14 protein-coding genes are annotated in these 17,279 nt (G+C 43.1%); 6 read left to right on the forward strand and 8 right to left on the reverse strand.

The genetic code is table 11. The annotated features are described in order from the left end of the window. Positions 1 to 210 precede the first annotated feature (210 nt). Positions 211 to 942 (reverse strand): copper homeostasis protein CutC, encoded by a 732-nt coding sequence (locus EII41_RS07920; protein ID WP_124790174.1) that lies wholly within the window; start codon positions 940 to 942, stop codon positions 211 to 213. A gap of 16 nt (positions 943 to 958) precedes the next feature. Next, positions 959 to 2,272: a UDP-glucose dehydrogenase family protein gene (locus tag EII41_RS07925; RefSeq protein ID WP_124751926.1), complete on the reverse strand. Its 1,314-nt coding sequence runs from the start codon at positions 2,270 to 2,272 to the stop codon at positions 959 to 961. A 127-nt stretch (positions 2,273 to 2,399) separates the two neighbouring features. Between EII41_RS07925 and EII41_RS07930 the strand changes: the two genes are divergently transcribed. The 6 genes from EII41_RS07930 (at position 2,400) to EII41_RS07955 (ending at position 9,431) form a co-directional block, all read left to right on the forward strand. Beyond that, entirely contained in the window at positions 2,400 to 3,761 is a 1,362-nt protein-coding gene (locus EII41_RS07930) for an O-antigen ligase family protein (protein ID WP_124790146.1), read from the forward strand. 251 nt (positions 3,762 to 4,012) lie between these two features. Beyond that, complete coding sequence (locus tag EII41_RS07935; protein ID WP_124790147.1) at positions 4,013 to 4,981, forward strand: O-antigen ligase domain-containing protein; 969 nt, start codon at positions 4,013 to 4,015, stop codon at positions 4,979 to 4,981. Between the two features lies 1 nt (position 4,982). Beyond that, complete coding sequence (locus EII41_RS07940) at positions 4,983 to 6,170, forward strand: glycosyltransferase (protein WP_124790148.1); 1,188 nt, start codon at positions 4,983 to 4,985, stop codon at positions 6,168 to 6,170. Beyond that, a complete protein-coding gene (locus EII41_RS07945; RefSeq protein WP_124790149.1) occupies positions 6,160 to 7,221 on the forward strand; it encodes a radical SAM protein in 1,062 nt (353 codons plus the stop codon). Before EII41_RS07940 ends, EII41_RS07945 begins: the two co-directional genes overlap by 11 nt. Continuing rightward, on the forward strand, positions 7,218 to 8,333 hold the full coding sequence (locus tag EII41_RS07950; RefSeq protein ID WP_124790150.1) for a glycosyltransferase family 4 protein: 1,116 nt from the start codon (positions 7,218 to 7,220) through the stop codon (positions 8,331 to 8,333). The genes EII41_RS07945 and EII41_RS07950 overlap by 4 nt, the downstream gene beginning before the upstream one ends. A gap of 45 nt (positions 8,334 to 8,378) precedes the next feature. Continuing rightward, entirely contained in the window at positions 8,379 to 9,431 is a 1,053-nt protein-coding gene (locus EII41_RS07955; protein ID WP_124790151.1) for a glycosyltransferase family 2 protein, read from the forward strand. Here EII41_RS07955 and EII41_RS07960 read toward each other — a convergent pair. The 6 genes from EII41_RS07960 to mobV form a co-directional block, all read right to left on the reverse strand. Further along, complete coding sequence (locus EII41_RS07960; RefSeq protein WP_124790152.1) at positions 9,428 to 10,270, reverse strand: phosphorylcholine transferase LicD; 843 nt, start codon at positions 10,268 to 10,270, stop codon at positions 9,428 to 9,430. The two genes, EII41_RS07955 and EII41_RS07960, sit on opposite strands and share 4 nt — an antisense overlap. Further along, positions 10,254 to 11,660 (reverse strand): lipopolysaccharide biosynthesis protein, encoded by a 1,407-nt coding sequence (locus EII41_RS07965; RefSeq protein ID WP_124790153.1) that lies wholly within the window; start codon positions 11,658 to 11,660, stop codon positions 10,254 to 10,256. The genes EII41_RS07960 and EII41_RS07965 overlap by 17 nt, the downstream gene beginning before the upstream one ends. Further along, on the reverse strand, positions 11,657 to 12,484 hold the full coding sequence (locus EII41_RS07970; protein ID WP_124790154.1) for a glycerophosphodiester phosphodiesterase: 828 nt from the start codon (positions 12,482 to 12,484) through the stop codon (positions 11,657 to 11,659). The genes EII41_RS07965 and EII41_RS07970 overlap by 4 nt, the downstream gene beginning before the upstream one ends. A gap of 11 nt (positions 12,485 to 12,495) precedes the next feature. Then, positions 12,496 to 14,097, reverse strand: coding sequence for a GumC family protein (locus EII41_RS07975; RefSeq protein WP_124790155.1), 1,602 nt, complete (start codon positions 14,095 to 14,097; stop codon positions 12,496 to 12,498). A gap of 8 nt (positions 14,098 to 14,105) precedes the next feature. Then, positions 14,106 to 14,912, reverse strand: a complete 807-nt coding sequence (locus tag EII41_RS07980; protein WP_124751937.1) for a polysaccharide biosynthesis/export family protein — start codon at positions 14,910 to 14,912, stop codon at positions 14,106 to 14,108. A gap of 812 nt (positions 14,913 to 15,724) precedes the next feature. After that, entirely contained in the window at positions 15,725 to 16,981 is a 1,257-nt protein-coding gene (mobV, locus tag EII41_RS07985) for a MobV family relaxase (RefSeq protein ID WP_124790156.1), read from the reverse strand. Positions 16,982 to 17,279: the final 298 nt, after the last annotated feature.

Raw genomic sequence — 17,279 nt, forward strand, 5'->3', positions numbered from 1 at the left:
ACAGCTGTTTGAATGCCGGATACTCAGTTTCCAGAGCAAAAACAGCTGTTTGAACGCCGGATACTCAGTTTCCAGAGTAAAAACAGCTGTTTGAATGCCGGATACTCAGTTTCCGGGGCAAAAACAGGTTTACGAGTGCTTCAGAGTTGTTGTCATCCCAAAAGCCGAATTGGTTTACCCATCCCGGCAAAAGCATACGCACAAACAAAGTCAGATATACAATGCCACTTTGCGGCGATCGGTCTGCACCGTTTCAAATTCGGATGTGACAGCGGTGCTGCCCATGGGCACCCTTTCTTTACGATACTTCATGGAGCTGTACACGGTGCTGCGTGCCGAGGTATGAAACTCCGTCGCTCCCGTTTCGGCTTCGATCCGGGCAATGTTATGCTCACGCACCCCACAGCCGGGCATGATGATGATGCGACCGGCAGCACGTTGCACCAGTTCGCGGAGCATCGGGATGCCGCTCACGGCATCAGGCTGTTGACCGGATGTCAGGATGCGATCACATCCTAACTCGATGAGCTGCTCAAGCGCCACAAACGGTTCACGACACACGTCGAACGCCCGATGACACGTGACGGAAAGCGGTTTAGCAGCCTCTATCAGACGTTGCATCAAGGCAATATCGATGTCACCATCTTGCGTCAGACAACCAAACACAACACCGTGAACGTTCAACTGTTTGGCCATCTCAATGTCATAAAGCATGGCCTGCACCTCGGCCGGAGTATAGAGGAAATCCCCTCCACGCGGCCGAATAATCACGTTGATATCGATCTGTGAAGTCAGTGCCTGCGCTGCCCGTATCTCTCCATAGCTAGGGGTCGTACCGCCTTCAGGGATAGCGGCGCACAACTCCACACGCCGTGCGCCTCCGGCTTCAGCTTCGACACAGCTCTGCGCCGAATTCGCGCATATTTCAATGATTCGTCCCATGCTCTTGTGCTCGATTTTATCGACCGATGCAGTGGTACGTAAACCCTGCCTCTTCGATTTCATGAATATTGTAAATATTGCGTCCGTCTAAGATCAACGGCGTCTTCATCTGTTGTTTGATTTTAGGCCACGAAGGCAAACGAAACTCTTTCCATTCCGTCACAATCATCAGCACATCGGCATCGGTCACGGCCTCATAAATATCTTTCGCATAATGAATCCGGTCACCGATACGGCGTTTAGCCTCCGGGATAGCGACCGGGTCGTAAGCCGTCACACGGCATCCGGCGTTGAGCAACAGATCGATCAGTACAAGCGAAGGAGCCTCACGCATGTCGTCCGTTTCAGGTTTAAACGCCAATCCCCACATGGCGACATTCCTCCCGGCCAAATCGCCCTGATAATGCTGTTCGAGCTTACGAAATAAAATTGTTTTCTGATGTTCGTTCACTGCCTCGACGGCCTGCAAGATGCGCATCGGATAACGATGTTCTTCAGCCGTATGGATCAAGGCCTTTACATCCTTAGGAAAGCACGATCCGCCATAACCACAGCCGGCATAGAGGAAACTGCTGCCGATACGCGTATCGGCACCGATGCCTTTACGTACCATGTTCACGTCGGCACCAATGATTTCACAAAGGTTGGCAATATCGTTCATAAAGCTGATGCGTGTGGCTAACATCGCATTGGCTGCGTATTTCGTCATTTCGGCCGAAGGGACATCCATGTAAATGATGCGGAAGTTGTTCAACATAAAAGGATGATACAGCTTTTCCATGAGTTTTTTCGCGCGGTCCGACTCTACCCCTACAACAACACGGTCAGGGTGCATAAAGTCTTTGACTGCCGCCCCCTCTTTCAGAAATTCAGGATTGGAAGCTATATCAAAGTCGATCGACACGCCACGCTTGGCCTGTTCGTCGAGAATCGTTTGCTTGATCTTCTGTGCCGTCCCGACGGGTACGGTGCTTTTCGTTACCACCAGCAGATATTTCGTCATGGTCTGCCCGATGGTTCGGGCCACATCCAGCACGTACTTCAGGTCGGCGCTCCCGTCCTCATCAGGAGGTGTACCGACAGCACTGAACACGATCTCCACTTCGTCGAGTACATTTTTCAGCTCGGTCGTAAAATGTAAGCGTCCGACTTCATGATTGCGAACTACCAGCTCCTCCAGCCCGGGTTCATAAATCGGGATGATTCCGTTTTTCAGGTTGTCAATCTTACGGTGATCAATGTCCACACAATACACTTCCATGCCCATCTCTGCAAAACAAGTACCCGTCACCAGACCGACATATCCCGTCCCAACGATTGCTATCTTCATGCTTTTTTCATTTTTTAAACGGGCGTAAAAGTAGTGCTTTTTTTCAGGATTGCCGCCTTTTTCCATGCTGTTTTCTCAGTATTTAGAAAAAAACATCGTATTTTTGCGACCCAATGAAAGGCTCGGCATGGAGGTTGAACGTATTATACGAAATATCACGCATCATTATTTTTTCTACTTGTTTGCGTTTACGTTGTTTTTCGGAGTTTCGCTGTATCATACGGCAGAACTGAGATTCACGGACCATCTGTCCAACATGCTGCTACTAATCATCTACGGCCTCTTTCTTTACTTTACGAAACGGCGAGATTTCCATCCCGCGGCCATCATCACACTGACCATCTTTGTGCTTTATCTGGGCTACTCCTTCTATCTCTCACACAACAAACCGCAGGCCATTTTGCTCGACTTTCTGATACAGCTCAGGCCTTACATCACATTCTTCATCGTTTCCCAAATGGCTCCATCCATCTCAGATACCCAGAAACGACAAATGGCACGGTTATGCTTTCTGCTATGGCTGCTTTTCCTCCCTATCGGAGCCTATGGATTATACCTGCCCGATATTTACCGGTCAATCATGAATCGGCCTGAAAATTTCGTAACCATCATCACCTCGCTGTCGCTCGTATACCTATATTGCAGCGACTTCTCAACAACGGCACGCCGGAGATTCCTGCTGATGATATCGGCGTGCATGCTAGCCTCGCCGCTTTTCATCGGTCTTTTCCTCCTGATATGCGGAATCGTTCTCTACTTCAATCGCCGAAGTATTCTAAACTCATGGATCAGAAGCGGAATTGCAACAGGCGTTATCGTATTGATCGCGACGTATATCTTCTATATACAGCTCACAAACAACCTTTCACTGTCAGACGCACAAGGCGGCAGTCTCTCGGCCTTGTCTCCACAAGCAATCTTATACCAGACCTCTTTGAAGGTATGGCGAGACTTTCCCGTATTCGGTAGCGGATTGGCAAGCTTCGCGACGTATGCTTCCGGATTGTATTATTCTCCCCTCTATACCGAATACGGGCTTCATACCGTATCGGGACTTGCTCCGCAAGCCCGGCACTCCGTTTGTGATATGTATTACCCGTCGCTCGTACAGTTCGGCCTTACAGGCATCGTTTTGCACCTGCTTTTCTGGGTATATATTGTTTGTATCTCTTTATGGAAATACAAACAGCAAAGAAACCTACAGCACTTCGTAATCGTGCTGATTCTGGCTTGCGTTCTATTTATCGGGAACATTTCAGACTCATTATTCACCAGCCATAAAGGATATTTCATGATGATGTTTTTCGGCCTCTTGACAGGCAATCTAAGGCAGAATGAATGCCATGCAAAAAGAATACAGAGTCTCCCCGAAGAGTACCTCTCCGAAGAACCTCTCTGGGAAGACCACATAGAGACGGAAACAGCATCATCCGTAAAATATCCTGATAAAACGACATTGAAAATTACCGTATGCAACAAGACTTTATAAATAAAAACTTCTTCAGGCTAACGATGTTCACGCTCGTCTTAGGCGTGATCTTCTACGACCTTTTCAATATGGCCGGGTTTAGCTATATTGATGAAATCTGTGCACTTTTTTTATTTATTTTATTCGGAATAAATGTCCTTCGATCCAAAAATTGGGAGTTTGATAAAATGTTCCTGCTTATCTTGGGGATATTTCTGTTCTATCTGGTCTACTCTCTATATATTGGCTCCAATAATCCTCGAGCAATCCTGATGGATTTCGTTATACAGATCAAGCCTTATCTGGCTTTTTTCTGTGTGTATTCCATGCGACCTGTCCTGAATGAGAATCAGAAAAAAATCATACGGCAATTAGCGATTTTATTCAGCCTTTACCTGCTATTGATCGGAATAGGGGATTTGTTTATAAAAGACTTTATGCGTATGCTTCTATCGCACGAATCTCGATATGCAACCGCAGCCTCAGTCCTTTCTTTATGTTATCTCTATTTCAGCGAGTATACCAGAAGAGACAAACTCATTTTTATTTTACTTTTATCGATCGGCTTATTTTCCGGACGTTCGAAGCTCTTCGGCTTTCTGGCGCTCTGTACGCTGATGATGCTTTACATCAACAAGTCGTTCGAAATGAAGTTTAATGCCAAGAATACCTTCTTTTTACTTTTTGCAATCGTAGCAACGGCTGTCGTAGCCAAAGATAAAATTGAACTGTATTTCATTACCGGTGGTTTCGGCGGAGGACGAGGAGTAGAAGATTTATATGCCCGCATGGCGCTTTATTATTTTTCAGTGCGTATCTTCACAGACTATATACCGTTCGGATCAGGCTTTGCCTCTTACGGGACATACGCTTCAGGAGAGTATTACTCTCCGATTTATACCAAATATAACATGGAACGTATGCATGGGTTAACAGAATCCAGTCCGAGTTTTATCGCAGACACGTATTACCCGGCATTAGCTCAGTTTGGCCTTGTCGGACTGTTTCTTTTCTTTCTGTTCTGGTATTATTTAACTCACAAAGCCATTATTTCCTTTCGTAAAGGATGTCAAAAAGAAGCTGTGATTGGCATTATTATTATCGCATTCTTTTTAATTGAATCAATTTCGGATGCCACTTTGACTCACAATAGAGGTTTTTTTATGATGATGCTGTTGGGATTGATCTTTTCAGATATCAAGTATAAATTGAACATGTCGAGCCTTGAAGAAATAAAATAATATGGCACGGATACTTTTAGTGAATAAATTCTACTATTTCAGGGGGGGAGACTGCACAGCCGTGCTGACTACAGAAGAGTTATTAAAGAAACACGGGCACGAAGTGGCCCTATTCAGTATGCGTTATGCCGAAAACCTCCCGACATCGTGGGAAGAATATTTCCCGAAAGAAGTCAACTTCTCTAAAGCAGGCGTTGCAAATAAGTTAAAGGCCATCAAACGTGTCTTCTCAGATACCGAAGTTATCAAAAAATTCAATTGTCTCCTCTCCGACTTCCAAGCTGATGTCGTACACCTGCATAATATTCATTCATACTTATCTCCCGTAATTGCGCAAGTAGCTCATCGGAGAGGCATTCGTGTGGTCTGGACAATGCACGATTATAAATTAATTTGTCCTACTTATCTATGCTTACGAGATGACAAGCCATGCGAACTTTGCTTCAAAAACAAAACCCATGTCTTTAAACTTCGATGCATGAAAAACAGTCGCGTAGCCAGCTTATTGGCATGGATAGAGGCGGTATATTGGAATCGTACCAAGCTGGAACGCATCACCGATCAATTCATCAGTCCCAGCTCTTTTTTAAAGAGTAAAATGGTTAGCGCCGGTTATCAGGACAAACAAATTGAAGTCCTGCATAATTTCATGTACAAACAAGTACCTCCTTGTTACGAGAAAAAGGGATACTACTGCTATGCAGGCCGCCTCTCTACGGAAAAAGGAGTCAGTACGTTGCTCGAAGCAGCAAAAGATCTGCCTTATCCGTTGAAAGTGATCGGGGGAGGACCATTATTGGAGAATTTCCGAAAAACATACACTTCGGATCATATCGAGTTTTTAGGGCATCTACCTCAAGAAGAACTACTCCTCATCATACAACAAGCTCGTTTCTCGGTCATTCCATCGCTTTGTTACGAGAATAATCCGTATGGAGCGATTGAATCGCTTTGTTTGGGAACACCTGTTTTAGGTGCTGCGATAGGCGGCATACCGGAGTTGATTAAGGTCGGAATGAATGGAGATTTATTTACTCCCGGAGACACCAAAGAATTGCGTGCCAAGATCATCGACTGTTTCGGGTATTATACTGAAGGTTATCCCTTTGAAAAAATAGCAAATGACGCACAAAATAAATTTTCCTCTGAGACGTTTTATGTAAAACTAATGAAAATTTATGGCTACTAAGATACATCCCCCCACAGATATGTGCATTATTACGACGTATCGCTGTCCGATGCGGTGTAAGATGTGCGACATTTGGAACAATCCGACTGAAGCAAAAAAAGAGATTCAACCGGAAGAATTAGAGATTCTCCCCCATGTAAAATTTGTAAACATCACTGGAGGAGAGCCGTTTGTCAGACAAGATCTCGAAGCGATTGTCAAGGTTTTATTCACGAAGTCGCCGCGAGTTGTTATCTCAACATCCGGCTGGTTTGAAGATCGAATTATCGATCTGGCTAAAAAATATCCACGTATCGGAATCCGGATCAGTATTGAAGGACTATCTCAGAAAAATGACGAATTGCGTGGAAAATCCGGAGGATTTGACCGCGGATTGCGTACATTACTTTTATTAAAAGAGATGGGAGTAAAAGACATCGGCTTCGGCTGCACCGTCAGCAACAACAATTCGGCCGATATGCTTTCTCTCTATCGCCTGTCCAAAAGTCTGGGCATGGAATTTGCTACGGCAGCGTTTCACAACTCTTACTATTTTCATAAATACGATAACCAGATCACGAATAAGGACAAAGTAATTTCCGACTTCGAAAAACTGATTGCCATGCAGTTAAAAGAAAATCATCCGAAATCATGGGCACGCGCCTTTTTCAATAACGGGTTGATAAACTATATTGAAGGAAACCGAAGAATGTTGCCTTGTGAGGCCGGCTTGGTCAACTTCTTTGTAGACCCGTACGGCGAAGTCTATCCATGCAACGGCTTAGAAAAACGGTATTGGATGGAGAGTATGGGAAATATCCGGCAAGCTTCTTCCTTCAAAGAGATTTGGGAGAGCGAACAAGCAGAGAAAGTAAGAGCCCAAGTACGCAGCTGCCCGAAAAATTGTTGGATGGTTGGCACAGCTTCCCCTGTTATGAAAAAGTACATTCGTCATCCGCTTAAATGGATGCTGAAGAATAAAGTACGAAGTCTTCTTAACCAACCCCTTTGTCTGGAACGTAAATGGTATGATGTGGGACAAGATCCTACACAAGGCGATCTGAGATCATGAAGATTGTTGTCACCGGGCTGAGAGGTTTTCCCCGCATACAGGGAGGAGTCGAAACCCATTGCGAGGAGTTATGTCCCCGATTGGTTCAACTGGGATGTGACATGACGGTTACGAGACGGAAGCCTTTCGTTAGAGAGGCTTCTCCCCTTACTATTTATGAAGGCGTAAGATTCAAAGATTTGAATACGCCTAAAAGACAAGGGTTGGAGGCTGCTGTTCATACGTTCAGAAGCGTCTGGTATGCCTTTCGGACCAAAGCCGATATCATCCATTTTCAAGCGATTGGGCCCTCAATTGCGATTCCTTTTGCCAAACTACTCGGGCTCAAGGTCGTTGCGACCCATCACGGTCCGGACTATGACCGTCGAAAATGGGGACGATTGGCCAAATTCGTTTTACGGTTTGGAGAGTTCTGTGTCGCCCGATGGGCTGATGAAGTAATTGTCATTTCAACAGTCATTCAAAACCTCCTCAAAACGAAGTATCATAGAGAGAACACCCATCTCATATACAATGGAGTTAACGCACCATCCACTCCTATCAATGAAACCGATTACATTCGTCAATTGGGTTTAAGACCCCAGAAATACCTTTTAGCGGTCGGGCGTTTTGTGGAAGAAAAGAACTTTGACAAACTCATTATGGCATATGCAAAAACGAAATATTCTTCAGATTATCAGTTAGTGATTGCTGGAGATGCCGATCACGAAAACCATTATTCAAAATCTCTGAAGGCCATAGCAAAGAAACATCATGTCATTCTGACAGGCATGATTAAAGGCGCTCCTTTACAACAATTGTATGCGCATGCCGCCTTATTTGTACTTCCATCATCGCACGAAGGACTGCCTTTTACACTATTAGAGGCCATGAGTTATCAGATCCCGGTGTTAGTAAGCGATATACCGGCTAATAAGGCTGTCGGTCTTCCTGCCGATTGCTACTTTCATTATAGTGAAAATTGCATCCCCACACTCAGTGAAGCGATTGAGAAGAAATTATATAATCATATCCCTCATACCTATGACCTAACCTCTTATAATTGGGAGCATATTGCCCGGCAGACGTTTGAGGTTTATGTAAAGCTCATTAGAAATCAGTCCTCAGTGTAGAAATAAGCCTCTTAAAGACAAATATAAACAAATAAGTAAACAGCCATGAATACCCCTTCTGTAAGCATCATCGTTCCTGTCTATAAGACAGAGCAATACTTAGACCGATGTATCCAATCGCTCTTAGAACAAACATTAGAAAATATTGAGATTATTCTCGTTGACGACGGTTCACCAGATCATGCTCCGTCGATGTGTGACGAATATGCCAGGAAAGACAAACGTATCAAGGTAGTTCACAAGCAGAATGAAGGACTTGGTTTCGCACGAAACAGCGGCATCGATATTGCTCAAGGAGAATATCTTGCATTTGTTGATTCAGACGACTATGTAGATATCTTGATGTTCGAAGCATTATACACAGAAGCGAAAAAGCAATCATCCGATATTTGTTTCTGCGGATATAAGCGGGTGAAGAGCAATGGGATGACGAACGATATTATCCATCCTCTCCTGAAGACAAAAGGTATCGCTTCACCTGAAGAAATAACGGACTTCTTATTACTCACATTGGGTGCTCCGACTTCTACGCTTCGATATGAAAGCTTCCCGAATTCCTCTTGGACTTCCATTTATTCTTCCTCCGTACTAAGAGAAAAAAAACTTCGATTCTATTCCGAACGTCAATACATTTCTGAAGACGTAATCTTCAATATTGACTTTTTACTTGTTTGCAAACGTATTAGCTTCGTACCTCGAGCGTTATATTTTTATTGTGAGAATGACAACTCATTAACAACCACTTATCGAAAAGATCGTTTTGAGCATTTCAAAGTCTTTTATAAAGCGGCATTAAAGAAAATAAGTATCTTGACAGAAGATCACTATCAAAGGGGAGAGATCGGTTTAAACAACAACCTGCTGTCATGCGCCAGAGTGTTTTGCAAGCAAATCGTCGCTCAGTCTCATTTACCACGGAAAGAGATGTCCATAGAATTCGCAAAAATAACTAATGATCCCTTAATCAGATATGCTTTAAAGAAAAATGCCGGGCTAACACTCAATCAAAAGATATTCAACTTCTTCCTAAAGATAAAATCGACTCGATTCATTTATTTATCGACCAAATTACACTTAAAAAAATTAAGCTGGGGCTAAATCGTTGGTGAAGAGGAAGGCTCTTCTGCATCAAACGAGATCGATATAATATGAGGTTCTATGGTATCTATATCAGGAAGAATCTCATATTCTCCATATTGTGCACGCAATACGGCATCCGGATTTATCGGGCAAGAAAATAAATTTTGTTCAAAAGATAAATTCTGTGAATCTGCATACCACTTACGTTTAAATTGAGTATAGAAAAAGAACCCTAAAGGATAACCGAGACTCTCCTTATCGAACAAATAAGAGAAAAAAGCAAAAATGGGGAAAAGAATTCGATATAACAAAAAGTAAATGAGATGAACGGTCATCCGTTTTATTCTCACAGCCGGAGCCCACTTGGCAAGAGCCACCAATAAATTCTGAAAATGACTTGACAACCAAATAAAAAACGGATGAGCTGGTTCCAAATAAAAAATATCTATGTATATGCCTCTATACCGATAATAAGATTCATTCGCACCACCTCTTTCATGTATAAAAGTTTTTTTCATGCGCAATTTAGCATAGGATGATACATAATACGGATCAGTCTGATGACATTGGAGCACATAGTCAGCAGATGGCTCATTGCGTAATACTTTTAATAAGCGTCGAAAATCTTTTTTCATCAAGATGATATCCAAATCATCATCCCAGGGAATAAAGCCCTGATGCCTCACGGCTCCCAACAAAGTTCCTCCCGATAAATAATAGGGAATATCATGCTTCCGGCATAGTCCATCCACATATTTCAGCATCTCCAACATTTTAAGCTGATGCTTTCGAAGCTGCGTTCCTTCGGCGTTTATCTCTGAAATATCCATGTTCTTTTCTTCATTTGGTGTGGCCATATATCTTGCGATACAGCGTATACAGAAAATCTCGTTGATAGATCACTCCCAAACAGAAAAAGAGAATAATCCCCAAGGCGTTGATCATCATTTTTCCCTCATAATAGATATATCCCGAAACGACTAATGCAACAGCAAAGATAAGAAGAAACATATAATTGAGACGTATATGTACCATACTTCGCATCCATAAAATCCTCATAATCACATTCACAAGATAGCTACATATCAACGATAAGACAGCTCCATTAATTCTCCATTGAGAGATAAATAGAGGCATACAGATCATATTTACAATGGCTGCCGTAACAGTCGAATACATAATCACATTCGTTTTTTTCAGCGCGGCATAGATTTGTCCCATAAAGCTACTCACCACAGCAATGCCAGCCGAAAGGATCGCCAACGGGATAATCGAAAAAGCATCGGCATACTGAGTATCGACCATATATGGAAACACGATATGAGAAAAATGGATCAGGCAGAGTGTTCCGATACATAAAAAAGAAATCAGCAGGTTAATCGTTTTGCTGTAAAAAATGCCCAAAGAAGTACGGTCATCATTTCCTCTTTCGAACGAAACTTCCTGCCATGCCATATTAAAACACATGGCAACCAAATTAATGACAAGTGCAAATTTGATCGCTATCGAATAAATTCCATTCTGCTCCAACCCCAGCAATCGTGAAATCATCACGTTGCCATATCCGGTAAGGAGCCAGAAAGCCAGAGAATTCAGACATAACGGCAACGAAAATTTATACAGATTGAAGAATAATTTTCGGTCATAGAGAGAAAACGACAGTTTTCGAAGTATCGGCACATAATACTCTATCAGGATAATCTGAGAAAGCAGCCCTAACATCGAGGCGATATACAATATCTCTATATTTGCGTGAAAATATTTTAGCCCTATAAAATTAATGATTGCTGTAATCAAGGTGGCTACGATACCAGACACGGCAAATAGTAGATTCTTCTTAAAAGCACGTGCCAGATAGCCATATAGATTACTAAATACCATACAGACGCCATAACCGTAGATATACATAAAATACGGAATATCATTAAAGAACCATATCCCCCAAGAAATTAAAGTGTATAAAAGCAACGATACCATAAAAATCAGAAAACCGTTAAATATAGGTCTATAGGCAGTTTCCTTTTCCTTCTGATCGTAGATAAAGCGCATAATACCCACGTAGATATCGAGAAATAAGAACGAAATAACCAAATTGAGATACGTATTCGCCACATCATAATATCCGTATTCGTTAGGACTAAGGTACTCGGTAAAGATCGGTAACATAAGGAAACCGACCAGCTTTGTTAACACATTGCCTAAAAAATAAAGACTTGATGATTTGAAAAAGTCTCTTAACAAACTCATTCCGAGGTCTTATAATACAACATATTTCTCATTCGGATGCCCATCCATAGTTCGGGATCATCCGTAATAATACCGTCCACAATAGAATATAAGCAAGCCGGAATGGTTTTCTGTGAGTTCAACGTATATGTGATAATCTTCTTTCTTTTTTGATGTATCTTACGAACCATTTCGGCATCAAACGAATTATAGTCGATCAAAATGGTCGAAATAAATTTATTTTCCAGCAAATCATTCAACTGCTCTCTCCTGTTCAACAGATATTGGCAAGTAATAGTCGAGTCAATCTCATGAATCGCTTTAAGACAGTTGTAGCCGAATGAGATAACCACTACATGTTTATACAAGTCCTTTTCTCGGATAAAATTCACTAATGTATACGGCAACCGTTCATTGTCATAATCTTTAACCTCCAAGATTAGAGGCACTCTCTTATTCACACGATCAATCACAGCCTCCAACGTTGGAATCTTTTCCACTGACAAAGAACGATCTACATTCTTCAAAGAGTGTCGTTGAATCTCCTCTAACGTCATCTCTCTGATCTTACCCGAACCATTCGTCAAACGGTTGATTGATTCATCATGAAAAAGGACTAAGAATCCATCTTTCGACATGCGGACATCTATTTCTATCGCATCGACCCCAGCCTCCATCGAACCCTCAATAGCTTTCAGGCTATTCGGTGGACCATACGGCCCTCCGGCATGAGAAATCACGGCAATATGCGCCATCGATTGCTCAATATCGACATACGTCGTATGACAACTATTCAGGAGAAAGGCTGCAAATAAAAGCCCTACGAGCCCACCTCTTTGCTTCATTGCTCACACCATCATTTATCCCTCTTGTCACCACGCTGATATTCTTCCTTTATGGAAGCATATATGTCGCGACACTCTATCCATACTACAGGGATGATCAAGGTCAAGACGAGCATCGCGATGGCAGCATACAACTTGCGGGGGCCTACCGACCTCTGCAACATATAAGCCTTATCCACTACCCGGGCACGTTCTGTTTGTTGTCCGATAGTCAATTCTATCTCTTCGCGCTTCTGCAAAAGAATCAGATATACCCCCTGAAGGATTTCCTGTTGACGTTTAAAATCTACATATTCACGCTCCAAGGCCGGTATACTGCGCATTTTATCAAGCAATTGTTTCTCTTTACCTTTCAAATCCTGTAAAACGATCTGATAGCCTTTTTTCGAGTTGTCGATCATTTGATACACACCTTCACGCAGCTTATCTACCTGATCACTCACGCTTCGAAAAGCGGGGTTCTTTTCATTCGAATTCTTCAACAGACGATTGCGTTCTACAATGGCTTCATTATATACGGCTATAGCCCCTCCTTTCTCACCATCGGCAGACAACAGTGAAGGAATCACATTATACTTATTATTCGGATTTTTGATATAATCGTCCATCATCTTTATGACTTGCGACTCAGCCTCCACTTCAATGATTTTTACCTGTAATTCCTTCATCTGTTCGGCATAAAACATCACGTCAGACTCCAGAAGCGTCATTCTGTTTTTCGTCTTATACCCTTCGATATTAGCTTCGACCTGTTGCAGTTCAGCCATGATATTATGAATCCGACCGTCGATAAACGTCAGAAGTTTCATGTTTTCCGTTTGCTTGAATGATCTGGCGTCCTGATTGTATTCACGGATCAGTGTACTCAACATGTCTTTTCCACGTTCTTTCTCATGATCCTGACAGGTAATTTCGATAATGTTCGAAGTCTTCGAATAATCTTCCACAAGGAATCCGTCAATCATTTCTTCGGCCAGCCAGCCGGGAGGCACACAACGTATTTTCAAACCGAAAGACTCATTTTTTTCTTTCGCGCTATCATTGTAATCAAGCACAAAACGGCTTCTTCCGATCGTTATTTCGGCAGGTAGTGATGTGAACGTCAACTTCCGGCTATCCGTGTTGCTCGCGGCTTTTACCTTAATTTTACCGGGCTTGACCGATACGGAAAAAAGATACTCATCGTCCAGAGTGGCCAGCGTGGCTGAGTCGGGGATAAGTACAAGCGGTGCGTCACCGTACATCTTATAAAAAGAATACGGTTTCGTATATTCCACATATAGACCCATGTCCAGAATCATCTTACAGAAGAGCTGATTAGACGAGAGGATCGACATTTCATCATCGATGCTGATACTCCCGGCCGATCCCCCACCGATACCGAACGATTTCATGAGTCCGGCCGCTTCTCCCATAGCCAGACTCGCTCCGCCCAAAGATTGGTCTTCCTGTATTTGAATGCGGGTCTTGAACTCATACGTACGCGGATAAAAGATTAAATACAGGATCGCAGGGATAAAAGAAAGAATAAAGACGATCAGGAATAATTTCCAATGACGGAGATAACGTACAACAATTCCTTTCAGTCCGATTACTTCATCGTTATTTTCCATAAATTCGTTTATTTTCTAAGAGCAACTACAATGGTGGTAATAACCGACACGGCGGTAAGGATGGTAGAAAACATCGTCAACGTATATTGCTGTGCCGAGCTAAAATTGGCATTCCGTTTCTTTGCCTTATTCGGCTCTACGTAAACAACATCATTCTGTTGCAGGTAGAAATAAGGCGAAGCAAATATATTCGGATCGGTAATATCCAGACGTATAATCTCTTTCTCACCGTTATTATCCCGAATCAGAAGGATATTTTCACGTTGAGCGTTAATCGTTAAATCGCCGGCCATGGCAATCAAGTCTAAAATCGATACCCGGTTATTCTTGATCGTATAGACGTTAGTCCGGCTGACTTCTCCCATAATAGCCACCTTAAAATTAACAATCTGCACATTAACGAGCACTTCCGGCAAACTTTCCCGGATCATCTCCTGCAACTTTTCGTTTGCTTCGTTCAGTGTCAAACCGGCCAGATGGACACGCCCTAACTCCGGAAAGACGATATATCCTTCCTTATCGACTAAATACGTATAGACGTTTTGTACGGTGGCAGCATTTACCTGTTGTTCTCCCTGCGTATAATAACTGTATGCGGGCGGGTTATAAGGAGCGGCGACCGAAGGGTCTTTTGACGACACATTGATGGTCAGCAAGTCATCCGCACAGATTTTCGGATTATACGTTTGCGTCATTAACTCCCGCTGCTTAGCCGTTAATTCATCTATTCCCTGAAAGTATGCGACATTCCGAGGCGTACTACATGCCCCCAGCAGCACCAACAGGCTCAAAATCGATAAAAGTTTATAATTCATAGCTGTTCTTCTTAAGAAAGAGGCAAAGATACAACATAAAGTTCATTCATAAGATGTTTTTGACACTTTATTCATTCGTTTTCTTTTGGTATTAGAACTCATATAGAGCCATAAAATTGCCCTAATCCGATATTTTTTCTATTGTTGTCCACATATATTTTTCGTTAGCGAACTATCTCGTTGGATAATAGAGCGTTACCGTTTTAGTATAGATAGACAGGTAACGATTTAGAAATGAGCGAAGTACACTGATACACAATATTTTGAATAGCCAAAGAACGCTCACGATTTCACTTGCAAAGATAACCCTTTCTTCGGGGAATATATTGGATTTGTTAGATATTTTTGTCTTGCTTGTTTATTCCATACTGTATAAGCAACAATCAATTTGGCTGATATGATCTATTTCAATCCCATTTTATGTTATACGGAGAAAGACCTGACAGATTGTCACTCTATCAGGTCTTTTTTGCATAATCAGGCGTATTGTACAAGTTGCCAAGTAACCGCTTTCTGATTATAAGGAGGCATCCTATTTCCCTTGGCTATTGGAGCCGTTGTTGATGGATAGCCCACAACTTTCCAAATTCCACTTTCAGGACAATTTTCGCCTGTCCTTGCAGTAGTTCCTATCGGTTTTCTCATTGTAAAAATGATTTTTAGTTAATAATGGTAAGACACCTGACCAGTCTTACTTTGGTCTCTCAATTAAAGGGTGAGTCCCCCTATGTTAGCAATATACAAGAAGCATGCCAATGTACACTAGTTCTTCGGTTTTCTATAGTATCTATTAGATAGTCATTATTTCTGAATTATAACCGTTGCGAGCGATTACGATTAATAAGCTGTTTCCATTTCTGCTCGTACCAATTGGTAATGGGAAGCCCGTTGATGGTGAGGAGCGGTCGTTTCTTCTCATCCTTGATGATACAGATTTCGCTGTCCTCTTCCGTAAACTCTCTCTTGTATAATCCCGAATAGGCTTTAGCCGTTCCTCGTTGGGGAGCTTCCGTGCGATACATCTCCGCTATCCTATCATCAGAGAAGTTCATCTTTCTGAGCATCAGACGGATATTCAAAAGCTGGTAGAAGCCACTGAAGAAACGTTTTATCCAATTCCGCTCTTCCTCGTAAATCTGCACGGTTTCTTTCAATTCGGCAATAGTTCTGTCCTTTCCCTTGACCGTGTCCTGCAAGAGAACGACTTCCTTTCGGATTTCGTTTTTCTCCTTTTCCGAAAGATACTGTTGCCGTTCGGCTTCCTGTTCCAAGTCTGCAATACGCTTCTCTGCCTTGTCGAGTTCGGAGTTGCCAAAGAGGGAGTACAGCGTACCTTTCATTCGGAGCTTGCCTGCCTGCTTCTCCAGCTCCTTTATCTTGGCTGTGAGTTCCGCCTTTTGAGCTTCCTTCTCTTTCGTAGATTTGAGAATTTCCTTGTAATACTCCATCGTGGTGCGGTGCTTGGCTTCCGAGCCGTGTACGCCCCGTTCCAACCCGAAACGCTGCACTCGCTTGGCATAGTCCGTCTGATACTGCTCCAGCTTCTTGGGCGTAAGCACATCATCGGCACAAAGCCGTACCTTGTTCTTCTTCGTCTTATACTTCCGCTTGCCGTTCTCGGCTTCCTCCTTGGCTTTCCGTCTTTCACCCGTAACAATGGGGACGACCGTGGCGTGAATATGGGGCGTTTCCTCATCTGCGTGCAGCGTGGCAGCGACCACGTTGTCCGCCCCGAAAGTGGAGCGAAGCCAATCCATCGATTCATCACACCACTCGTACAGGCGTCCTTCCTGCTCTATACGAGCCATGTCCTCAGGAGAACTCGACAGAATAAAGCGCAGGGCTTTGACTTGGTTCTTTGCTACCTTTCGGTAGATACCGGCTGTGGCGATGCGATGCTCTATCGCTTCGCTACGGTTGGTTACATTTGCTGGGAATTGCACCAATTCCCTGTTCAGGTGTGTGCGAGAAGGATCAACGTTACTCGGGGTATATGTCCGCGCTATATGAGCGGTATTTCCCGAGTCGTTGCTTCTCGCCTTGTCTATATGTAATACGGCATAGCCCATTGTTTGAAAATTGGTTTAAGGGGTATCCAAAGAGGCGAAGTCCCTTGGCTCAAGAGGGCTTTTTTAGCGGTAACGGAGTGGAGCGTGAAGAAAATGCCCTAATGAGCTATGGCATTTCTTCTAAATGCCGCTCCGCCTAATCCAAAACTCCCCTTTGAGGTGTTTGCATTCTCTGAATGCACAGAAGCTTTGTTGCTAAGTTTCTTTTTAGGAAACTTGCAGTTGGGAAAACTGCCATTGCTCTTGAAACAAAGCTATCTGTCTGCCTCTTGCTCTCTTTTAGTGCCTAAGGATACCC

The organism is Tannerella forsythia, from assembly GCF_003860135.1.
GTDB lineage: Bacteria > Bacteroidota > Bacteroidia > Bacteroidales > Tannerellaceae > Tannerella > Tannerella forsythia_A.